The organism is Bacillus sp. 11B20 (genome assembly GCF_056098985.1).
Genome location: NZ_JBLZWZ010000008.1, coordinates 565016 through 585731, shown reverse-complemented (window position 1 = coordinate 585731; position 20716 = coordinate 565016). Strand labels below are relative to the sequence as shown.

The window sequence follows — 20716 nt, the reverse complement described above, 5'->3', positions numbered from 1 at the left end:
GAAAGAAGGAGGGGAAACGAGTTGAATAGAGAATGAATGAAAAGAGCTGATCTATTTGACCAGCGAACAAGAAGAGTGGAAGGTGATCTTATGATGAAAGTATTTAAGGTAACATTTCATATGAACAATGGGGAAGTGCTTGATTTCGAGCTCAAACGTCCAGCTACCTATGATGTGTATAAAAAAATTGAAGAAGCCAATCATTGGTTTAAGCTGAATAATGAAATCATTAACCTATTAAACGTCAATAGTATCCATGTAGAAACAGAATAACAACAGAAAGCCGCTCAAATAGAGCGGCTTTCATTATGCAGAAAAATCATTCCGATTATTAAGCTGCCCGCGGGACAGCCAGTTCTTTTTATACAAATAAGCAATCACTTCTAGCCACAGACGCGGTGCTTTTTTAGGGAAAAAAGGTTTTTGGTAATAAGCATAAGCAGCTTTTAAATCATCCCATTGATGACATGCTTTCGTTTGCGTGAATCTGGCAACGTCAATGACTCTGATCCGTCCTTCTTTAGTTAAGATCAGATTGCGCAGATGGATATCAGAAGGATTCAATCCTTTCTCGCGCGCTTCCTCCAGCGCATCATCGACTTGATTGATCATTTGTTTTTTAATAGGAATTCCTTTTGTAAGGCATTCATAGAATGTGTAGCCTTTAATATATTCCATTAAAATATACTGATCCCCAGACTCATAAATCTCAGGGTAGTAAGACGAACCAGAAAGTTTTTCGTAAATGGCAGCCTCTTTGCGGGCAATATGCTGATAAGAAGGGAAAAAGACTTTTAGTGCCATTTTCTTGCCGTCTTTTTTGTATAAAAAGACATAGGCACTTCTTCCTTTGCCGCACAGTTCAAGCTCTACTGGTTTATAGGCAAGCTTATGAAAACGTTTCTCTTCATGATACTGAATCGATTCGGCTAATCTTTTGACATCTGACATTGACTTCACCTTCTTTGGTTTCAGTTTATGCGGCTGAAAAACGAATGATGAAAAAACGTGTCACTCGATAAAGCAATGGATTGTATAAAACATAACATTTACGAATGAAGGATACAACGAAAGACTCTTACCATACATTTGAATCATCGATTTGGTTAATGTTTAGAAAAATGGGTCAAACTACATATGTCATGCATCGATCTCATGTTCTAAAGAGGTGTAAATAGTGAAAGTGAAGATGAAATGTTTCGTTACAGGACTTATCATGACAAGTGTGCTTTTTTTCGCTGCGGATATGGAAGGGAAAGAACACTTGCAAAAGCAGTCAAACTCTATCACCGTTCAGCTTGAAAAAGTCTATCTAGACGGCGATGTGAGTATTGAAAGACACCGGTCATCATTAGAAGACAAAGACACATTCTGGGCGCAGTATAAAGGCTGGACGCTGGTAGAACAAAAAGAGGATTTTGCCCTTTTTAGAAAGCAAATTGATGATATCTCTCCATTAAGTAAAGCAAATGGATATATCGGATTATCAGAGGACGGTGTGATTTCTACGTTTCATGGAAGACCTGACGGCTGGGCGGAGCCTATTCATCTCTTTTTTCAAATTGATACGTCCCGTTTAGAAAGTCATGTGGAAAAACAGCTTGAGCAAGGCATTCCTTTTCGAACAAAGGATGAATTTGAGCATGTGCTTGAAGTCATGAAGCCTTACCGAAATGAAATATCGTTTTAAAGCGTGTAACAGCTTGCTGGTGTGAAGACCGCAAGCTGTTTTTCGTGGTTTCATGATAAAAATGTACTGAGCGAACGTATGTTAACTTTTATTGCGGTTTTCTCCTCGATTTATGTTACAATGAAGAACAGTCAAAGAGGTGAAAACGGTGATAGAGTTTGTAAAAGGGACCATTGATTATGTGTGCCCGCAATATGTTGTCATTGAAAACGGCGGAGTGGGATATCAAGTCTATACCCCAAACCCGTTTATCTATCGAGTAAATAAACAAGAAACGATTTATACGTATCATTACATAAAGGAAGACGCATTTTCGTTATACGGTTTTCAAACACGAGAAGAAAAAGCGCTGTTCACAAAACTGTTAAATGTCACAGGAATAGGGCCAAAGGGCGCACTCGCCATTCTTGCTTCCGGTGATCCAGGCGCTGTCATTTCAGCGATAGAACGTGAAGATGAAGCGTTCCTGATTAAATTCCCTGGTGTGGGCAAAAAAACAGCACGTCAAATCATTCTGGATCTAAAAGGAAAACTTGCAGATGTGGTACCAGAAATGATTGGCAACTTATTTAATCACGAGGACCACATTCAGGTTGAAACGCAGCAAACTGCATTAGATGAAGCGCTTGAAGCCTTGAGTGTCCTTGGATACGGTGATCGTGAAATTAAAAAGGTTCTTCCATTATTAAAAGAAGAAAAGAATCTCACAACCGATCAATATGTGAAAAAAGCTTTACAAAAAATGTTGAAATAGGGTGATGTCTCATGGATGAACGGCTCGTCTCAACTGAAGCAGACAACCATGAATCAGCCATTGAGCAAAGTCTGCGGCCACAGACACTTAGCCAATATATCGGTCAGCAAAAAGTAAAGGATAATCTCAGCGTATTTATTGAAGCTGCCCGCATGAGGCAGGAAACGCTTGATCACGTCCTTTTATATGGACCTCCTGGACTTGGGAAAACAACGCTTGCGTCGATCATTGCCAATGAAATGAATGTTCAGCTGCGTACAACATCAGGACCAGCCATTGAGCGTCCTGGTGATTTGGCGGCCATCTTAACATCTCTTGAGCCAGGTGATGTATTGTTTATTGATGAAATTCACCGCTTGCAGCGCTCAATTGAGGAAGTGCTGTACCCAGCAATGGAGGATTTTTGTTTAGATATTGTCATTGGAAAAGGAGATACAGCACGCTCTGTACGGCTTGATTTACCGCCATTTACGCTTGTAGGTGCAACGACCCGTGTCGGGCTGTTAACAGCGCCGCTTCGTGATAGGTTTGGGGTACATGCAAGATTGGAATACTATGAGCAAAGAGATTTGGCTCACATTGTGGCAAGAACAGCCGAGCTGTTTGAGATTGGGATCGATATTCGCTCTGCCGAAGAGATTGCGAGACGTTCCCGGGGAACACCGAGGGTTGCCAATCGTTTGCTCAGAAGAGTAAGAGATTTTGCGCAGGTGCTTGGGAATCATGCTATTACGCAGGACATTGCGGAAGATGCCCTTGAGCGTCTTCAAGTCGACAGGCTTGGCCTTGATCATATAGACCATAAACTCCTTTTAAGTATGATTGAAAAATTTAGAGGCGGTCCTGTTGGGCTTGATACGATCTCAGCGACAATTGGAGAAGAATCACATACGATTGAAGATGTGTACGAACCGTACTTGCTGCAAATTGGTTTCCTGCAAAGAACACCAAGAGGGCGGGTCGTCACGAGAGAAGCGTATGAACATTTTCAAATGGAGGTTCCGATTCGTGACTGAATTCCCTAAAATATTAATGATTTTAGGTGGTGTCCTTTTTGCCGCAGGATTAGTGTTTCAATTGGTTGGTAAGCTTCCAGGTGATATTTTTGTGAAAAAAGGAAATGTCACGTTCTTTTTTCCTGTCATTACATGCATTGTCATTAGCATCGTACTAACCATATTACTGAATATCTTTGGACGGATGAAATAACGTTAACTAGTTAACTACAGAATAGGTGAAGGAAATGAAGCTAGAACTATTTGATTTTGATTTACCAGAAAGATTGATTGCACAAGTGCCGCTTGAAAAAAGAGATGCATCAAGACTGATGGTCTTAAACAAACAGACGGGTGCGATTACACACGATACATTCTCACAAATCATCGATTATTTTCAAAAAGGTGATTGTCTCGTTTTAAACAATACTCGCGTTCTTCCTGCACGATTGTTTGGGATGAAAGAGGATACAGGTGCCAAAGTTGAGCTGCTTCTCTTGAAGCAAGAAGAAGGAGATAACTGGGAAACACTTGTAAAACCAGCGAAACGGGTGAAAAAAGGGACGGTTATCACTTTTGGTGATGGACGGCTCAAAGCGGTATGTACAGAGGAAATGGAACATGGCGGAAGAAAAGTCGAGTTTCAATATACAGGCATTTTTTATGAAGTGCTTGAATCCCTTGGTGAAATGCCGCTTCCTCCATATATTAAAGAGCAGCTTGACGACCGTGAACGCTATCAAACCGTTTATTCAAAAGAGGTTGGTTCCGCTGCTGCCCCAACTGCCGGTCTCCATTTTACAACCGAGCTGCTGGATGCGCTGAAAGCGAAAGGTGTTCACATTGCTTTTATTACGCTGCACGTGGGGCTTGGCACGTTTCGTCCGGTAAGTGCAGAACGTATTGAAGAACACGAAATGCATGCAGAGTTTTATGAAATGAATGAAGAAACAGCTGATGAGCTCAATCGCGTTCGCAAAGAAGGCGGACGGATTATTTCAGTCGGCACAACGTCAACAAGAACGCTTGAAACCATTGCAAGTGCACACGATGGTGAGTTCAAAGCCTCAAGCGGCTGGACGTCGATCTTTATTTACCCTGGCTACACATTCAAGGCAATTGATGGCATGATCACAAATTTCCATCTGCCAAAATCCTCGTTAATTATGCTTGTCAGCGCATTAGCTGGACGAGAGCACGTACTAAAAGCGTACAATGAGGCTGTGAAAGAGGAATACCGATTCTTCAGCTTTGGCGATGCCATGCTGATTCAATAACATCATACAACAAAGACAGGAGGGCTCATTTTTGTCGCAATTACCGATACGTTATGAGTTCATTAAATCATGCAAACAAACAGGTGCACGTCTTGGCCGCGTTCATACACCGCACGGCTCTTTTGAAACACCTGTATTTATGCCAGTAGGTACACTGGCTACAGTCAAAACAATGGCGCCTGAAGAATTAAAGGCAATGGATGCAGGCATCATCTTAAGCAATACGTACCACTTATGGCTCCGTCCAGGTCACGATATCGTAAAAGAAGCAGGCGGTCTGCACAAATTTATGAACTGGGATCGAGCCATTCTAACTGATTCAGGAGGATTCCAAGTTTTTTCATTGAGTGAATTTAGAAAAATTGAAGAAGAAGGCGTTCACTTCCGTAATCATTTAAACGGAGACAAGCTGTTCCTATCTCCTGAAAAAGCCATGGAGATCCAAAATGCGCTTGGTTCTGATATTATGATGGCATTTGATGAATGCCCGCCATATCCTGCAGAGTACGATTACATGAAACGTTCTGTGGAGCGGACAAGCAGATGGGCAGAGCGCTGTCTAACAGCGCACCAGCGTCCAGAGGATCAAGGGCTGTTTGGAATTGTCCAAGGCGGAGAATACGAAGAGCTTCGAAAACAAAGTGCAAAAGACCTTGTTTCACTTGATTTCCCAGGCTACGCCATCGGAGGCTTATCTGTAGGGGAACCAAAAGATGTGATGAATCGTGTACTTGAGTTCACTACACCATTTTTACCGGCAGACAAACCAAGGTACTTAATGGGTGTCGGCTCGCCAGATTCCTTAATTGACGGCGCCATTCGCGGTGTAGATATGTTTGACTGCGTACTGCCTACGCGAATTGCAAGAAACGGTACCTTAATGACAAGTGAAGGCCGTCTTGTTGTGAAAAATGCAAAATATGAGCGTGACTTTAGACCAATCGATGAGAACTGTGACTGCTATACGTGTAAAAACTATACACGCGCCTATATTAGACATCTCATCCGAACAAATGAAACGTTCGGAATTCGATTAACAACTTATCATAATCTTCATTTTCTGTTAAAATTAATGGAGCAAGTGAGAGAAGCTATCCGTGAGGATCGTTTAGGTGATTTTAAAGAAGAGTTTTTTGAGCGTTATGGCTTTAACAAACCGAATGCGAAAAACTTTTAACGCATAAACGAAAGGCTTTACAATGCTTTAGAAAGGGGTGAAATAGAATGGATGGTGGTATGGGTTCAATCATTATGATTGTTGTCATGTTTGCTGTGCTTTACTTCTTGTTAATCCGTCCACAGCAAAAGCAACAGAAAGCTGTGCGTCAGATGCAGCAATCTTTATCAAAAGGCGATAAAATCGTCACAATCGGTGGTTTACACGGTGAAATCGACTCAATTGATGAATCAAAAGTGGTCATCAAAACAAGCGAAAACAACCGTTTAACTTTCGATCGCCGTGCTATTAGAGAATTAGCTGACAAAGGCTAATCCTCCGATACATAGCAATAAAAAAAGAGCGATATGAACCGCTCTTTTTTTATTTGCCTCGAAGATTGACGCCAATCATTCCCCCCAGCATACAAATGCCTAAAAATGCCCCATGATAGATGAACTGCTCTGGTGAAAACGTTTTTCCAAACCCCAAATATTGAAATAAAAATACAGTGAGAGAAAAAATGATAGATGTGAGCGCACCAATTAGCCAGCCGCGCTCCTTTGCTTTCCCGCCAGAAATGATGCCTCCTAACAACAGGGCAACAAAGGACAAAATCATAATCATCCATTTAAATGATGATTCCTGCATACTTGTGAATGTAAGCATGAGCGACACAAGTAAACTTGTGACAACCATCACGACAAAAATGGCAATTAATCCGGATAAAATGCCTTTTCCAATATGTTTTGTTTCTTGCATGTGATTTGTCTCCTCTCCAATTGACCGAAGCTTGTCTTTTACTAAAATGTATTCACAGTGGAGAAAAAATAGACATGTTTCAGACGTTTCTTTTCTACATAAATAAAGTGTTTTGACACAAGCTATGATGGAGAAGGAGGGTTTACATCACATGCAGGACATCTTGATCATTTCCATGAGAACCATCATTTTATATTTTCTTATTTGGTTTATCTTTCGCTTAATGGGCAAAAGGGAAATTGGCGAGCTGAGTATTTTAGATCTAGTCATTTTTATGATGATTGCAGAAATTGCGGTTCTCGCCATAGAAGAAGTAGAGGATCACATGTTACATACGGTATGGCCAATCCTGCTGTTAACCTTCATTCAAATCACACTTGCCTATCTCTCATTGAAATTCCAAGGCGTCCGGCGCTTTCTTGACGGCAAACCGGTCTTGCTCATCATCAATGGCAAAATAGACGAGGGTGCGATGAGAAAACAGCGATACAATTTTGATGACCTGCTTATTCAATTAAGAGAAAATAACATCGACAGTATTCAGGATGTCTCTTACGCTATTTTAGAGCCGTCTGGAAAGCTCGCCGTCGTCGAAAAAGAAAACAAGCTCAAACATGCAGCGCTTGAGCTTCCACTTGTTGCGGACGGTGTAGTGCAGCATGATCACCTTAAGCAAATCAATCAAAATGAACAGTGGCTGAAAGATGAGCTTGCTAAAAGAGGTTATCATGATATCGAGCAGATCTCTTACTGCAGCTTTAATCAAAAAACATTTTATATTGATTTGAAAGATGAAGTGATCAAAAAGAGATGAGCTAAAACAGCTTCCCAATGAACGGAATGCGGCGCAGCTCTTCTCGTTTCACTAGTCCTAGGCAGATTAATAGAATGACATACAGCATGCACGTAACAAAGATGAGTGTTACAAGTTCAATAGGAGCAGAAAAGAGTCCGTTTACTTGAGATTTCAGCCAAAGGCTGACAGCCCCCGTACCGATAATCACAAGGACGCAAAGTCCATATTCCTTTAATGGTAAATGAATAGGTAGCACCTTTCCAACAGTTGCTGCATGGAGCAGTGTGACAAGGATGATGCCGATTAAGATCGCAAGTGCTGCGCCCATAATGCCAAAGCCAGGCTGTGAAGCAAGAACAAAAATCATCCCTGTTTTTACAATTGCACCTATCAGGCTGTTGGTCATCGCCGCACCAGCTAAATTGAGTGCTTGAAGTACGGCTTGAAGGGGCCCCTGAAAATAATATAGAAGGAAAAATGGCGCCATGAATTTCACATAAATAGCCGCATGCGATGAACCATACATAAAGAGCGTTAAATCTTCTGCGTAAACGAAAAGAATAATACATGAAATGCCTCCGCTGAGTAAACAAAGGCGCATCGCCTGCTTCAGCCGGTATTCGACCGTTTTACGTTTATTCTGCTCCATGCCTTCACTGATCGCCGGAACTAATGCAGTGGAGAGTGAATACGTAATAAAACTAGGCAGTGTCAAAAGGGTCAGAGCAAGCCCGGTCAACTCCCCGTACTGCCTTGTCGCCTCAACAGCCGCATATCCAGCAATGGCAAGACTTTGCGCGACAACAATCGGCTCTAAAAACCACGAAATATTCCCGATAAAACGGCTGCCTGTTGTTGGCAGGGCAATGCTCATCAGCTGCTTAAATGTGTCCTTCCCGTCATGAATCGCCTTAAAAAATCGTTTTCGAATACGAATGGTCTTTTTATAGCGAAAGGCGATCAGTAAGTAAGCAAGTGAAATCATCTCTCCAATCACAGATGACACCATCGCACCTGCTGCCGCAAATTCAATCCCGTAAGGAAGGAAAGCCGTTGTACATACCGCGACTAATGAAATTCTTGCGACCTGTTCCAGAACTTGAGACATCGCTAGCGGACTCATTTGCTGTCTGCCTTGGAAATAGCCTCTTAACACACTGGAAATGGCGATGACTGGTACGACGGGTGTAATGGCAAGCAGTGGATAGACCGTTCTAGGGTCTGTCAGCATATTTTCTGCCATGATGGGCGCAAACCATAAGAAGAGCGGCGTGAAAATCAGGCTGAGTGTTCCTGTTATCGCAAGAGACATGACCAGAATACGTTTTGTTTTCTGTTTGTCACCCCGGGCTTCTGCTTCTGCGACAAGCTTACTAATGGCGACAGGCAGTCCGAATTGCGTGAGCGTCACGGCGAGAAAAAAGGTAGGTGCAGCCATCATATAAAGCCCGACCCCTTCTTCGCCAATGAACCTCGCAATGACAATTCGATTGACAAAACCCAATATTCTCGTGATAAAACCTGCTAAAATTAAAATAATGGTCCCCTTTAAAAACGTTTGCTTCGTCAAATCACAGATCACCTGCCTTCTCAAACGACATAGAATCATATACAATAAGATATGCGTGTATATCGTCCAAGCATGACAAGTCTCTCGATAAAAAACTGAAAAGGGGGAGCTACGCAATGACACAACATCCAGCTGCTATTTACAAAGACCATTTAAAGCCTTTTCTGTTCAGTAAGCTTGAAGAATTCATCGTTTTGGGCTATAAAGATGTAGATTTAGAGGAATTATGGTCATACTTAGAGAATAAGAAGTGGAAGAAAAAACAAGAGTATCCGATTCATGAAATGGTTGCAGATATCTTATCTGTGAAAATAGGCGAATTTATGAACTATGCAACCGTTCAGTCGTTTAAAACGTCTGCTTTTTTGGACAGTGAAGATGGCAAGAATATGCTTGATGAACTGTTAAAATAAGCCATCTTAATGGATTCAGGTGTTTAAGGAGGAAATACATAATGAAAAAAGGGCGCATTCTTGCGTTTTTCTTAGTGGTTCTGTTAATCGGAACTGGCGTGGGCTTACTAACAAAGCCTGTTGCGAAAGATATGACGCTAGGGCTGGATTTACAGGGTGGATTTGAAGTCCTGTATGATGTACATCCAGTGAAAAAAGAGGACAAGATCACAAATAGTGTTCTCGTTAGTACAGTGGAGGCTCTTAACCGAAGAGCAAACGTGCTTGGTGTAAGTGAGCCGAACATTTCGATTGAAGGCAACAACCGTATCCGCGTGCAGCTTGCGGGTGTAAAAGATCAAAACAGAGCAAGGGAGATTCTTTCCACTGAAGCACAGCTATCCTTCAGAGATACGAATGATAAAGAACTCCTAAACGGTGCTGACCTAGTCGAAAACAGTGCAAAACAAACATTCAGTCAAACGAATGAGCCAATTGTGACGGTTAAACTAAAGGATGCGAAAAAATTTGGTGACGTCACAAGAAAAGTAGCAGCGATGGCACCAAATAATCAGCTTGTCATTTGGCTTGATTACCACAAAGGAGATTCCTTCAAAAAAGAAGTCTCAAAATCAAACCACAAGTATGTATCTGCACCAAATGTGAATCAAGAGATTAACAGCAGTGACGTACAAATAGAAGGAAAGTTTACTGTCCAAGAGGCAAAAGACCTTGCGAGTATTTTAAATGCCGGGGCATTGCCAGTGAAATTAACAGAAAAATATTCCACATCTGTGAGTGCACAGTTTGGTGAACAAGCACTGAACGAAACAGTGTTCGCAGGAATAGTAGGAATCGCATTTATCTTCTTATTCATGCTGTTTTATTACCGATTACCTGGTCTTATAGCTGTCATCACACTTTCAGCTTATATCTACATTACGCTGCAAGTGTTTGACTGGATGGGCGCGGTTATGACACTGCCTGGAATTGCCGCACTCATTTTAGGGGTAGGGATGGCTGTCGATGCCAACATTATTACTTATGAGCGGATCAAGGAAGAGCTGAAGCTCGGCAAATCAGTCCGTTCTGCTTTCAGATCAGGGAACCGCAGATCATTTGCGACGATCTTTGATGCTAACTTAACAAGTATTATTGCCGGCGGAGTGCTGTTCTTCTTCGGGACAAGCTCTGTAAAAGGATTTGCAACAATGCTCATCCTCTCGATTTTAACAAGCTTTATCACAGCTGTTTTCCTATCAAGATTCCTTCTCGGTCTTCTTGTTGAAAGCCGCTATCTTGACCGGAGAAAAGGCTGGTTTGGTGTTCGTCAAAAAGACATTATGAACATCCATGAGACAACAGAAACCACCGAGCCAAAAACACCATTTGATAAGTGGGATTTCGTCAGCAAACGTAAAGGATTTATGATTTTCTCAGCTACTATCACCATTGCGGGAATCATCGTTCTTTCCATCTTCAAGCTGAATGCGGGAATTGACTTTACAAGTGGAACTAGAATTGATATTCAAAGTGATCACAAGCTGTCAACTGAACAAGTCGAGCAAGACTTTAAAAAGCTTGACCTTGAGACAGACAGTGTCGTGTTATCGGGTCAAAAAGAGAATCAGGCAGCAGCGAGATTTGTCGGTGTGCCGAACAAAGAAAAGATTGCTGAAGTGAAAGATTACTTCAAAGATAAATACGGAACGGAGCCAAACGTAAGTACAGTGTCTCCGACTGTAGGAAAAGAACTTGCACGTAATGCGCTATATGCCGTCATCATTGCCTCCATCGGGATCATTTTATATGTATCTGTCCGATTTGAGTATAAGATGGCGATTGCGGCAATTATTTCACTGCTATATGATGCGTTCTTTATCGTGGCCTTCTTTAGTATTACGCGCCTAGAGGTGGATGTCACCTTCATTGCCGCGATCCTCACGGTCATCGGGTACTCGATCAACGATACGATCGTTACCTTCGACAGGGTTCGTGAGCAAATGAAGAAACGCAAACCGAAAACCATTGAAGATCTATCGTACATTGTGAACTTAAGCTTACAGCAAACCTTTACGCGATCTGTCAATACGGTGCTGACTGTACTTGTCGTTGTTGTCGCACTGCTTATCTTCGGATCGGCGTCGATTACAAATTTCTCCATCGCCTTACTTGTCGGCTTATTAACAGGGGTGTATTCATCCCTTTATATCGCGGCACAAATTTGGCTGATGTGGAAAGGCCGCGAGCTGAAAAAACCAGCTAAGATAGATACAGATCAAGATATTTAATCTAGAAAGACTGCCTTATCGGCAGTCTTTTTCTATTAAAAAAACATTTTGGGTTTCATTGATCTTAAAATGGTCTTTTGCTATAATGACTTACGTTTAGATCAGTATAGAAAGCGGGTGTCTGTTTAAGACATTTTGCTTTATTCATTGGAGGGGCTGTGATGAAGGTTCGGGAAACTGAACTGCCAGGTATCGGTCATAAAGCCGAAATGATCACAAGAAATAATGAGAAGCTTGCCATCATTACACATAATGACGGCAGAAGAGAAATGTATCATTTTCAGGAGGACGACCACGAAGAAACGATTTCTGGTATCCTGCTAAACGATGAAGAAGCAAGACAAATTGCGGCTATTTTAGGCGGCATGGTCTATAAGCCGAAAGCGCTTGAAACAGTAGAGGTAGCCATTGATGATTTAGTGATTGAATGGTTTAAAATTGAAAAGAATGCACCAGCTGTTCAGAGAAGCATCGGTGAACTCAATGTCCGCCAAAACTATCAAGTAACAGTCATCGCCATTATGAGAAAATCACACGAGAAGATTTTAAATCCAGGACCAGATACCATCATCGAAGAAGGGGATACCCTTGTTATTTCTGGAGAAAGAAAAGAATTAAAGAACCTGATTAAAGAAAAACTCAGCAGCTGATGAAGCCCATGCTGATAGGTTTTCTTCCGCTGCTTTCTTTCTGTGTTTAAAAAAGGCAGTGAAAAGGGAAGAATAAAAGAAAAAGCTTGGGGGATTTGTAGATGAACAAACAACAATGGACCATCATACTCGCATTTATTTTCGTATTAATTGTCTCAGTATTTGCCGTGATTAATGTACGGCCTGTCGAGGTAGACTACTTATTTGGAACGGCTGAATGGCCGCTGATCCTCGTCATTATCGGTTCTGTTTTAATGGGCGGACTGATTGTGGCATTTGCAGGGATCTTCCAAATTGTGAAACTGAAACGTGAACTAAAGGCATTAAAAGCTGAGCGTGCAGCCGCTGCACCTGCTGCTTCGACGAAAAAGGCAGACAAAGATCTTCAAAAAAAATCGCATGTTACGCCTTTAAAAGAACAGCCAGCATCATTTGACCGGAAGGAAAAATAATCTTCCAGCACAATTTCATAAAATAAAAATTGAAACCCCTCAGGCCACTCTAGTATAATAGTGTGGTTGAGGGGTGAATTTATGTTATTATCCAAAATGCGCTGGGAATATGAACATCCAAGCGAAGAAAAAGTGAAATCACTCTCTGAAAATCTGAATATTTCAGCGCTGACTGCATCGCTTCTCGTAAAAAGAGGACTTGAAGAAGTAGAAGAGGCGAGGTCTTTTTTATTTGATCAAAAAGCCGAATTTCATGATCCATTCTTATTAAAAGGAATGAAAGAAGCAGTAGAGCGCATCAACAAAGCGATCGAAGAGCAGGAATCGATTGTGATCTTCGGAGACTATGATGCAGATGGTGTGACAAGTACGTCTGTACTTTTACATACATTAAAAGAGCGGTCTGCGATAGTAGACTTTTATATTCCAGATCGGTTTAAAGAAGGCTATGGGCCTAATGAACAGGCTTTTCGATATATCAAGGAGCAAGGAGCATCGCTTGTCATCACGGTTGATACAGGCATTGCTGCTGTAAATGAAGCACGTATTGCAAAAGAAATAGGGCTAGACCTGATCATTACAGATCACCATGAACCAAGTGAGGAGCTGCCTGAGGCACTTGCCATTGTCCATCCTAAGCAGCCAGGCTGTGAGTATCCCTTTAAAGAACTTGCTGGTGTAGGTGTAGCGTTTAAAGTGGCGCATGCACTTCTTGGGGAGCTACCAGTTCAGCTGTTAGATCTTGCAGCAATCGGGACAATCGCGGATCTTGTACCGCTTCATGATGAGAATAGATGGCTCGCCAAAAAAGGGCTTATGCAGCTTCGTCAGTCGAATAGACCGGGGCTGAAAGCGTTATTGAAAGAAGCGGGAGCCACTTTAGAAGAAGCGAACGAGGAAACGGTCGGCTTTCAAATTGCGCCAAGGCTGAATGCTGTAGGACGAATTGAACAGGCAGATCCAGCTGTTCACCTTCTTATGACTGACGATAAGGATGAAGCAGAAGAGCTCGCTCGTTTTGTACAGGAACTGAATAAAGAACGACAAAAGATTGTCAGTACGATCACAGAAGAAGCCATTCAAATGGTGGAAGAGGCAGGCGATGACCAGTCTGCGATCGTTGTAGCGAAAGCTGGCTGGAATCCGGGTGTTGTCGGAATTGTTGCCTCTAAATTGACGGATACTTTTTCTCGTCCGGCGATTGTGCTTGGAATAGATGAAGAAACGCAAATGGCAAAAGGATCAGCCCGAAGCATTCCTGGCTTTGATCTATTCTTCCATCTAAGCAAATGCCGCGACATCCTGCCGCATTTCGGCGGGCATCCGATGGCAGCAGGGATGACACTTCGAGCGGATGATGTCGCTTTACTAAGGGAAAGATTAAATCAATATGCCAATGAAACATTGACGGAAGAAGATTTTATTCCCATGCAGCGGGTCGATGCTGTGTGTAAGGTAGACGAATTGACGGTTCAAGCGATTGAAGAAGCGGGGATGCTGTCACCATTTGGTATGTCAAACCCAAAACCGTTCATTATGATTGAAGATGCGAAGCTTGAAGATATCCGAACAATTGGGGCAAATCACAACCATATTAAAATGTCTCTGAAAGACGAAGACAAGCTGCTTGACTGTGTCGGTTTTCACCAAGGGAAATTAAAAGAAGAAATTGTTCCAGGAAGCCGCATTTCCGTGATTGGAGAAATGTCCGTCAATGAATGGAATAACCGGAAAAAGCCCCAGCTAATGCTAAAAGATGCACGAGTTGATGAATGGCAGCTGTTTGATCTGCGCGGGAAAAAGGATTGGGAGAAGAAAGTTTCGACGCTTGATTCAGAAAAATCTTTGATTGTCTGTTTTGAGGAAGCAACAAAACAGAACGTCGATATCCCCATTCATCATGTTCATGCAGAAAATGTATCAACGTTTGATGTACACGGAAAGTATGTGGTCTTTGCGGATGTTCCCGCAGATGAGCAATTGCTGAAGCAGCTTTTAGAAAATCAGAAGCCTGCCAGAATTTATACGGTTTTTCAAAGAGAAGAAGATCATTTTATGTCCTCTTTCCCAAGCCGTGATCAATTCAAATGGTTTTATGGGTTCTTGTTTAAACGGGGAAGTTTTCCTATCAAAGAACAAGGAATGGAGCTTGCCAAACATAGAGGCTGGACAAAAGATACAATCATTTTTATGACAAAGGTGTTTTTTGAACTCGGTTTTGTTAAAATAGAGAATGGTGTGCTGTCAATAGTACTTGATGCCCCTAAAAAAGATTTAACGGCATCAGCGTCCTATACAGCAAAACAACGATTGATGGAACTCGATCAAACACTAACATATTCCTCAGCTAAAGAGCTGAAGGAATGGCTGAATAGCATGATGAGCGAAGTCTCACCTGTGCTTTGACGTACGAGGAGGAAAAGGAAAAGATGGATTTAAAACAATATGTGACAGTTGTACCTGACTACCCAAAGGAAGGTGTACAATTTAAAGATATTACAACGTTAATGGATAAAGGCGAAGTGTACCGTTATGCAACGGATCAGATCGTTGAATACGCGAAGGAAAGAGACATTGATCTCATTGTTGGACCTGAAGCGCGTGGATTCATTATTGGCTGCCCTGTAGCATACGCACTTGGTGTAGGTTTTGCACCGGTTCGTAAAGAAGGAAAGCTTCCTCGTGAAGTCATTAAAGTCGATTACGGCTTGGAATATGGTAAAGATGTATTAACGATTCATAAAGATGCGATTCGTCCCGGTCAGCGTGTCCTGATTACTGATGACTTACTGGCAACTGGTGGAACAATTGAAGCGTCCATCAAGCTTGTAGAGGAATTAGGCGGCGTTGTGGCAGGGATTGCATTTTTGATTGAGCTGACGTATCTGGATGGCAGAAAGAAGCTTGACGGCTACGACATCATGACGTTAATGCAATACTAATGGAGTTTTTCGTAAAAAGCACTCAGTAAGAAGGGTGCTTTTTTCCTATCAAAAATCTTTTAGCGGACTTCTTCTCTTTACATCTATCGAATTTTTCTTGATAATAAACTACAATACAGTTTTCATTTAAAAAGGTGATTCCATGGCGAACGAACAAGTTTTAACGGCGCAGCAGGTCATTGACAAGGCAAGAGAATACCTGTCCGCTGAACATATTCAATTTATAGAGCGAGCATATGAATATGCTGAAAATGCACACAAGGAGCAATACCGGAAATCTGGTGAGCCCTATATTATCCATCCAATTCAAGTGGCGGGCATTCTTGTTGACCTTGAAATGGATCCATCAACCATTGCAGGCGGTTTCCTGCACGATGTAGTTGAGGATACAGATGTGACATTACAGGATTTAAAAGAGCATTTTAACGAAGAAGTAGCAATGCTTGTTGATGGTGTCACAAAGCTCGGGAAGATTAAATATAAATCACAAGAAGAACAGCAGGCCGAAAACCATCGAAAAATGTTTGTTGCAATGGCGCAGGATATCCGCGTGATCTTGATTAAGCTGGCAGACCGTCTTCATAACATGAGAACGCTCAAACATCTTCCGCAGGAAAAGCAGCGGAGAATTTCAAATGAAACACTTGAAATCTTTGCACCGCTTGCGCACAGATTAGGGATTTCAAAGATTAAGTGGGAGCTTGAAGATACAGCACTCCGCTATTTAAATCCGCAGCAATATTACCGAATTGTGAATCTGATGAAGCGTAAACGAGCGGAACGTGAGGAATACTTGGACGAGGTTGTAAATGAAGTGAAAGACCGCGTGTCTGAGGTGAACATCAAGGCTGAATTTTCCGGAAGACCAAAACATATTTATAGCATTTATCGCAAAATGGTCTTGCAAAATAAGCAGTTTAATGAAATTTATGATCTGCTTGCCGTTCGTATTTTGGTCGACAGCATTAAAGACTGTTATGCGGTGCTCGGTATTATCCATACATGCTGGAAACCGATGCCAGGCAGATTTAAGGATTATATTGCGATGCCAAAGCCGAACATGTACCAATCTCTTCATACAACGGTGATTGGGCCAAAAGGTGATCCGCTTGAAGTTCAGATCCGTACAGTGGAAATGCATGAAATTGCTGAATACGGGATTGCGGCACACTGGGCATATAAGGAAGGCAAAGAGTCAGCAGAATCAACGGAAGAAGCGGTCTTCCAGAAGAAGCTTTCTTGGTTTAGAGAAATTCTTGAGTTCCAAAACGAATCCACAGATGCAGAAGAATTTATGGAATCATTAAAAATCGATCTCTTCTCTGATATGGTGTTTGTGTTTACACCAAAAGGAGACGTCATTGAACTGCCGTCGGGCTCAGTTCCGATTGATTTCTCTTACCGAATTCACTCGGAAATTGGGAATAAAACGATCGGTGCCAAGGTCAATGGCAAAATGGTCACACTCGATCACAAACTAAAAACAGGTGACATTATTGAAATTCTGACATCGAAGCACAGCTACGGGCCAAGTCAGGATTGGGTCAAGCTTGCCCAAACCTCCCAAGCAAAGCACAAGATCAGACAGTTTTTCAAAAAACAGCGCCGTGAAGAAAATGTCGAAAAAGGCCGAGAGCTCGTAGAAAAAGAAATCAAAAACCTTGAGTTTGATGTCAAAGACATTCTGACCGCTGAAAACCTGCAAAAAGTGGCTGACAAATTTAATTTTTCAAACGAAGAGGACATGTATGCAGCTGTTGGATATAACGGCATTACTGCACTACAAGTCGCCAATCGTTTAACGGAAAAAGAAAGAAAACAAAGAGATCAAGAAGAGCAAGAGAAAACCGTTCAAGAAGTGACGGTGGAACCAAAGACGTATCACGGGAAAAAACGGGAAGCTGGCGTAAGGGTCAAAGGGATTGATAACCTGCTTGTCCGCTTATCTAAGTGCTGTAACCCTGTTCCTGGCGATAGCATTGTCGGCTTTATTACGAAGGGCCGAGGCGTATCTGTTCACCGTGAGGACTGTCCGAACGTGAAGACAGGAGAAGCGCAGGAGCGGTTAATTCCGGTCGAGTGGGAGCATGAGCAGCCTGCTCAAAACCGTAAAGAATACAATGTGGAAATTGAAATATTAGGATATGATAGACGCGGCTTACTCAATGAGGTGCTTCAAGCAGTTAACGAAACCAAAACGAACATCTCCTCTGTTTCTGGGAAGTCTGATCGTAACAAAGTGGCGACGATCCATATGGCGATCTTTATCCAAAATATTAATCATTTGCACAAAGTAGTCGAGCGCATTAAACAAATCAAAGACATTTACTCTGTTCGCCGATTCATGAATTAGAAAGGAAGTATATCGTCTATGAGGCTTGTTGTGCAGCGTGTGACAAATGCATCTGTGAAGGTAGAAGAAGAGATCACAGGTGCCATCAGCGATGGATATATGGTGCTTGTTGGTGTCACACACGAAGATACAGAAGAAGATGTGCTTTACTTAGCTGAAAAGCTTGCACATTTACGTATTTTTGAAGATGAAAATGGGAAAATGAATCGTTCGCTATTGGATATAAAAGGAAGCATTCTGTCTGTGTCGCAATTTACCCTTTATGGTGATACGAGAAAGGGCAGACGGCCGAATTTTATGAAAGCCGCCAAGCCGGATGCAGCCAATTCGCTTTACGAATGTTTCAATAAAACCCTTAGAGAAAAAGGTATCCATGTTGAAACTGGCCGTTTTGGTGCGATGATGGACGTGTCATTGACCAATTCAGGACCAGTCACGATCTTGATGGACAGCAAAGAATAGATTCTCTTTAGACTGTAGATGAACTCATGCGGGAGTTTGTTTAGAGTCTTTTTCTTTTGTGGCCAAACAAAAAAAGAGGCGCTGAGGCCTCTTTCTTTTTAACGGAAATATTGTTTTAATCCCTCAGTCATTCCTTCTGTGACTCGTTCCTGGTAAGAGGCGCTATAAATGATCGCTTCCTCCTGAGGATTGCTTAAATACCCGAGTTCATATAAAAGGGAAGGGCGTTTATTTTCTCTTAAAACAAAGTAATCTCCGAATTTGACACCCTTATCAGGGATTTGAGAGCGTTTTGCGACTTCGGAATGAACGCTTGACGCTAATTGCTGATCTTTTGCTGCGTGATAATAATACGCAGTACTTCCTCTAACACTTTGGTCCATAAAACTATCATAATGAAGACTAATAAATGCATCTGCATTTCGGTAATGAGATGTCGCCACCCTCGATTGAAGGCTGATAAATGTATCGTCACTTCTAGTTAAATATACATTTGCACCAGAAGCTCTTAATTTGCCTGCTAGTAAATTGGCGGTTTTGATGGTGATGTTCTTTTCAAAAGCACCGTCTGCGCCAATTGTGCCGCTGTCTTTTCCGCCGTGACCAGGGTCAAGAACAATCGTTTTTCCTTTTAAAGAACCAGTCCCAGACGATGAATCATGCTGAGGTCTTGGCGCTTCGCTGCTATTTTTCTTCGTTTGAACGACCCAGCTCGCCACATAGCCAGTCCCGCCGTTCGATAGTGTCACCTCGTACCAGTCACCTTGCGTCCGAACAATGTGATAGGCAGCTCCTTTTGTTGCTCTTTCTGCAATCCCAGCAGAGGTAGAAGCGCTTTTTCGAATGTTGGTGCCATCATAGACAATGTACGCTTTTTGCTCAGAAGCCGAAGAGGATGAACTCTTTTCAGGTGCAGAGCCTGCTCCTTTGCCTGTGACAATGTAATAGCTTGCAACCCAGCCTTTTACGCCTTTCCCCTCAATTTCATACCAACCGTTCTGCTCTCGCAAAATGGTGATCTGTGTGTTGCGGGCAAGAGAAGCGATGACTTGTGCATTTGGTGCCGCGGATTGCCTCACATTCAAGCTCGATACGCCAACTGTGCCTGTCTGGTTAGAGCGAGAAGACCCGCCGGAGCTTGATTGAGAAGTTTTCTGCCCACCTGAAACATAATCAGAGTGAACCCAGCCTTCTGCTTGTTTATAAGAAATTTTCGTCCATTCGCCGCTTGTCTCGAGCTTTTTAGCGGAAGCGCCTTGCGGGAAAGTACCAATCACTTGATAGGAAGTCCCAGGGCCTGTCCGGATGCGAAGGTCGGAAGCTGTCGATGTAATGGTACTGCCTCCAGCCGTGCTTTGACCTTGCGCCTTTGGTTTCGCTGTTTTTTGAGCGCCGGATGATGTGGTGATCAACCATGAGACGACCCAGCCTTTTTGTCCGTTTGATAATTGGATCTGCACCCATTCTCCTTGTTCAGTGAGAATAGGATAACTTTCGCCGCGTTTTACAACAGCTGCAATTCCATAGCTTAAACCAGGGCCCGTTCTCACATTGATTTCATCTGTTGCGACCACAGCTTGATCTGTTTGTGCTGTAGCATGTGTCATAGGCAAAGAACTCGCGATGAGAACAAAACAAGTAAGCAGCATCATCATTTGATTGTGTTTTTTCAGATTCAAAACGGTGTTTTCCCCTCCCTTGTAAAACCGATGAATGTTAATTCGTTATGTAGTGGTTGAATTCCTTGCAGTTTCCCTAATAAAAATGAATCAATCTGTTTATACTAAATAAAAATGTGATAAAAGGATGTACAAACATGAGATTAAGCAGAAAATTAGGACGAGTGCAATATAATGGACATCGTGATATCGACCGCTGGCAGCACGACGAAATGGATCAGCCAGGCTTCCTTGAAGAAACCGCATCTGAATACGGATGTACGTCAAAAGAAGAGCTGGAAAAGAAAAAGAGGCACGGCAAGGGTTGACAGAGTGGCAGCACCGACCTTATTATAATATAAATCAACACACTTGAAAATTTAAAATGTGGAACTGATGATAGAGAATAGTAGGGTAAATTGCGTGAGCAGAGAGGAATCGCCTTAGGCTGAAAGCGAATCCGCATGGCATTTATCACGAAAGAACACTCTGTAGGTTTCCTGCTGAACGCTCGAA

The 20716-nt window shown here is 42.3% G+C and carries 22 protein-coding genes and 1 other annotated feature (1 of these 23 only partly in view); of the genes, 18 read left to right on the top strand and 4 right to left on the bottom strand.

Features of this window, described 5'->3' with window-relative positions:
- Positions 1 to 90: 90 nt before the first annotated feature.
- Complete coding sequence (locus ACN6NB_RS12400) at positions 91 to 273, top strand: hypothetical protein (protein ID WP_008342761.1); 183 nt, start codon at positions 91 to 93, stop codon at positions 271 to 273.
- A 33-nt stretch (positions 274 to 306) separates the two neighbouring features.
- Here ACN6NB_RS12400 and ACN6NB_RS12395 read toward each other — a convergent pair whose 3' ends face one another.
- Positions 307 to 951 carry a serine/threonine protein kinase gene (locus ACN6NB_RS12395; protein ID WP_039180336.1) on the bottom strand — a complete coding sequence of 215 codons (645 nt, stop codon included), beginning with the start codon at positions 949 to 951 and terminating at the stop codon, positions 307 to 309.
- 238 nt (positions 952 to 1189) lie between these two features.
- Here ACN6NB_RS12395 and ACN6NB_RS12390 point away from each other — a divergent pair, with 238 nt between their 5' ends.
- The 7 genes from ACN6NB_RS12390 (at position 1190) to yajC (ending at position 6207) form a co-directional block, all read left to right on the top strand.
- Positions 1190 to 1690 (top strand): intercompartmental signaling factor BofC, encoded by a 501-nt coding sequence (locus ACN6NB_RS12390; RefSeq protein WP_200885531.1) that lies wholly within the window; start codon positions 1190 to 1192, stop codon positions 1688 to 1690.
- 148 nt (positions 1691 to 1838) lie between these two features.
- Positions 1839 to 2444 carry a Holliday junction branch migration protein RuvA gene (gene ruvA, locus ACN6NB_RS12385; protein WP_024423144.1) on the top strand — a complete coding sequence of 202 codons (606 nt, stop codon included), beginning with the start codon at positions 1839 to 1841 and terminating at the stop codon, positions 2442 to 2444.
- Positions 2445 to 2455: 11 nt separating this feature from the next.
- On the top strand, positions 2456 to 3460 hold the full coding sequence (gene ruvB, locus ACN6NB_RS12380) for a Holliday junction branch migration DNA helicase RuvB (protein ID WP_024423143.1): 1005 nt from the start codon (positions 2456 to 2458) through the stop codon (positions 3458 to 3460).
- Positions 3453 to 3653, top strand: a complete 201-nt coding sequence (locus ACN6NB_RS12375; protein ID WP_012010741.1) for a DUF2905 domain-containing protein — start codon at positions 3453 to 3455, stop codon at positions 3651 to 3653. The genes ruvB and ACN6NB_RS12375 overlap by 8 nt, the downstream gene beginning before the upstream one ends.
- Positions 3654 to 3687: 34 nt before the next feature.
- Positions 3688 to 4716: a tRNA preQ1(34) S-adenosylmethionine ribosyltransferase-isomerase QueA gene (gene queA, locus ACN6NB_RS12370; RefSeq protein ID WP_064497874.1), complete on the top strand. Its 1029-nt coding sequence runs from the start codon at positions 3688 to 3690 to the stop codon at positions 4714 to 4716.
- A 31-nt stretch (positions 4717 to 4747) separates the two neighbouring features.
- Positions 4748 to 5893 carry a tRNA guanosine(34) transglycosylase Tgt gene (tgt, locus tag ACN6NB_RS12365; protein WP_034321314.1) on the top strand — a complete coding sequence of 382 codons (1146 nt, stop codon included), beginning with the start codon at positions 4748 to 4750 and terminating at the stop codon, positions 5891 to 5893.
- Positions 5894 to 5940: 47 nt separating this feature from the next.
- Positions 5941 to 6207, top strand: a complete 267-nt coding sequence (gene yajC / locus ACN6NB_RS12360; protein WP_008360993.1) for a preprotein translocase subunit YajC — start codon at positions 5941 to 5943, stop codon at positions 6205 to 6207.
- A gap of 49 nt (positions 6208 to 6256) precedes the next feature.
- Here yajC and ACN6NB_RS12355 read toward each other — a convergent pair whose 3' ends face one another.
- Positions 6257 to 6634 (bottom strand): TIGR04086 family membrane protein, encoded by a 378-nt coding sequence (locus tag ACN6NB_RS12355; RefSeq protein ID WP_047203349.1) that lies wholly within the window; start codon positions 6632 to 6634, stop codon positions 6257 to 6259.
- A 151-nt stretch (positions 6635 to 6785) separates the two neighbouring features.
- On the opposite strand from ACN6NB_RS12355, the gene ACN6NB_RS12350 reads away from it, so the two are divergent.
- On the top strand, positions 6786 to 7448 hold the full coding sequence (locus tag ACN6NB_RS12350; RefSeq protein ID WP_039180318.1) for a DUF421 domain-containing protein: 663 nt from the start codon (positions 6786 to 6788) through the stop codon (positions 7446 to 7448).
- A gap of 1 nt (position 7449) precedes the next feature.
- Here ACN6NB_RS12350 and spoVB read toward each other — a convergent pair whose 3' ends face one another.
- Positions 7450 to 9000 (bottom strand): stage V sporulation protein B, encoded by a 1551-nt coding sequence (spoVB, locus tag ACN6NB_RS12345; RefSeq protein WP_047203350.1) that lies wholly within the window; start codon positions 8998 to 9000, stop codon positions 7450 to 7452.
- Positions 9001 to 9116: 116 nt separating this feature from the next.
- On the opposite strand from spoVB, the gene ACN6NB_RS12340 reads away from it, so the two are divergent.
- The 8 genes from ACN6NB_RS12340 (at position 9117) to dtd (ending at position 18542) form a co-directional block, all read left to right on the top strand.
- The gene (locus ACN6NB_RS12340; RefSeq protein WP_003216788.1) at positions 9117 to 9413 is read left to right on the top strand and encodes a post-transcriptional regulator; all 297 of its coding nucleotides are present in this window, start codon (positions 9117 to 9119) and stop codon (positions 9411 to 9413) included.
- A 41-nt stretch (positions 9414 to 9454) separates the two neighbouring features.
- Positions 9455 to 11683: a protein translocase subunit SecDF gene (gene secDF / locus ACN6NB_RS12335; RefSeq protein ID WP_039180313.1), complete on the top strand. Its 2229-nt coding sequence runs from the start codon at positions 9455 to 9457 to the stop codon at positions 11681 to 11683.
- A 161-nt stretch (positions 11684 to 11844) separates the two neighbouring features.
- Positions 11845 to 12333, top strand: a complete 489-nt coding sequence (locus ACN6NB_RS12330) for a cation:proton antiporter regulatory subunit (RefSeq protein ID WP_058838998.1) — start codon at positions 11845 to 11847, stop codon at positions 12331 to 12333.
- Between the two features lie 101 nt (positions 12334 to 12434).
- Positions 12435 to 12785, top strand: coding sequence for a LapA family protein (locus ACN6NB_RS12325; RefSeq protein WP_039180309.1), 351 nt, complete (start codon positions 12435 to 12437; stop codon positions 12783 to 12785).
- Positions 12786 to 12866: 81 nt separating this feature from the next.
- Complete coding sequence (gene recJ, locus ACN6NB_RS12320) at positions 12867 to 15191, top strand: single-stranded-DNA-specific exonuclease RecJ (RefSeq protein ID WP_144490372.1); 2325 nt, start codon at positions 12867 to 12869, stop codon at positions 15189 to 15191.
- Positions 15192 to 15214: 23 nt separating this feature from the next.
- Positions 15215 to 15727 (top strand): adenine phosphoribosyltransferase, encoded by a 513-nt coding sequence (locus tag ACN6NB_RS12315; RefSeq protein ID WP_024423133.1) that lies wholly within the window; start codon positions 15215 to 15217, stop codon positions 15725 to 15727.
- A gap of 142 nt (positions 15728 to 15869) precedes the next feature.
- Positions 15870 to 18080 (top strand): RelA/SpoT family protein, encoded by a 2211-nt coding sequence (locus ACN6NB_RS12310; protein ID WP_024427858.1) that lies wholly within the window; start codon positions 15870 to 15872, stop codon positions 18078 to 18080.
- Between the two features lie 18 nt (positions 18081 to 18098).
- Entirely contained in the window at positions 18099 to 18542 is a 444-nt protein-coding gene (dtd, locus tag ACN6NB_RS12305) for a D-aminoacyl-tRNA deacylase (RefSeq protein WP_039180301.1), read from the top strand.
- A 98-nt stretch (positions 18543 to 18640) separates the two neighbouring features.
- On the opposite strand, the gene ACN6NB_RS12300 is transcribed toward dtd, so the two are convergent.
- A complete protein-coding gene (locus ACN6NB_RS12300; RefSeq protein ID WP_371412187.1) occupies positions 18641 to 20197 on the bottom strand; it encodes an SH3 domain-containing protein in 1557 nt (518 codons plus the stop codon).
- A 161-nt stretch (positions 20198 to 20358) separates the two neighbouring features.
- Between ACN6NB_RS12300 and ACN6NB_RS12295 the strand changes: the two genes are divergently transcribed.
- A complete protein-coding gene (locus ACN6NB_RS12295) occupies positions 20359 to 20529 on the top strand; it encodes a YrzK family protein (RefSeq protein ID WP_003216250.1) in 171 nt (56 codons plus the stop codon).
- A 58-nt stretch (positions 20530 to 20587) separates the two neighbouring features.
- Positions 20588 to 20716 (top strand) — a binding site (T-box leader) (it continues 110 nt past the right edge of the window).

What these genes read in the sequence shown, in the direction of transcription:
- ACN6NB_RS12400 (WP_008342761.1), top strand. Translation starts at nt 91, where the DNA reads ATGATGAAAGTATTTAAGGTAACATTTCATATGAACAATGGGGAAGTG.
- ACN6NB_RS12395 (WP_039180336.1), bottom strand. Translation starts at nt 951, where the DNA reads ATGTCAGATGTCAAAAGATTAGCCGAATCGATTCAGTATCATGAAGAG.
- ACN6NB_RS12390 (WP_200885531.1), top strand. Translation starts at nt 1,190, where the DNA reads ATGAAATGTTTCGTTACAGGACTTATCATGACAAGTGTGCTTTTTTTC.
- ruvB (WP_024423143.1), top strand. Translation starts at nt 2,456, where the DNA reads ATGGATGAACGGCTCGTCTCAACTGAAGCAGACAACCATGAATCAGCC.
- queA (WP_064497874.1), top strand. Translation starts at nt 3,688, where the DNA reads ATGAAGCTAGAACTATTTGATTTTGATTTACCAGAAAGATTGATTGCA.
- yajC (WP_008360993.1), top strand. Translation starts at nt 5,941, where the DNA reads ATGGATGGTGGTATGGGTTCAATCATTATGATTGTTGTCATGTTTGCT.
- ACN6NB_RS12355 (WP_047203349.1), bottom strand. Translation starts at nt 6,634, where the DNA reads ATGCAAGAAACAAAACATATTGGAAAAGGCATTTTATCCGGATTAATT.
- ACN6NB_RS12350 (WP_039180318.1), top strand. Translation starts at nt 6,786, where the DNA reads ATGCAGGACATCTTGATCATTTCCATGAGAACCATCATTTTATATTTT.
- ACN6NB_RS12340 (WP_003216788.1), top strand. Translation starts at nt 9,117, where the DNA reads ATGACACAACATCCAGCTGCTATTTACAAAGACCATTTAAAGCCTTTT.
- secDF (WP_039180313.1), top strand. Translation starts at nt 9,455, where the DNA reads ATGAAAAAAGGGCGCATTCTTGCGTTTTTCTTAGTGGTTCTGTTAATC.
- ACN6NB_RS12330 (WP_058838998.1), top strand. Translation starts at nt 11,845, where the DNA reads ATGAAGGTTCGGGAAACTGAACTGCCAGGTATCGGTCATAAAGCCGAA.
- ACN6NB_RS12325 (WP_039180309.1), top strand. Translation starts at nt 12,435, where the DNA reads ATGAACAAACAACAATGGACCATCATACTCGCATTTATTTTCGTATTA.
- recJ (WP_144490372.1), top strand. Translation starts at nt 12,867, where the DNA reads ATGTTATTATCCAAAATGCGCTGGGAATATGAACATCCAAGCGAAGAA.
- ACN6NB_RS12315 (WP_024423133.1), top strand. Translation starts at nt 15,215, where the DNA reads ATGGATTTAAAACAATATGTGACAGTTGTACCTGACTACCCAAAGGAA.
- ACN6NB_RS12310 (WP_024427858.1), top strand. Translation starts at nt 15,870, where the DNA reads ATGGCGAACGAACAAGTTTTAACGGCGCAGCAGGTCATTGACAAGGCA.
- dtd (WP_039180301.1), top strand. Translation starts at nt 18,099, where the DNA reads ATGAGGCTTGTTGTGCAGCGTGTGACAAATGCATCTGTGAAGGTAGAA.
- ACN6NB_RS12300 (WP_371412187.1), bottom strand. Translation starts at nt 20,197, where the DNA reads ATGATGATGCTGCTTACTTGTTTTGTTCTCATCGCGAGTTCTTTGCCT.
- ACN6NB_RS12295 (WP_003216250.1), top strand. Translation starts at nt 20,359, where the DNA reads ATGAGATTAAGCAGAAAATTAGGACGAGTGCAATATAATGGACATCGT.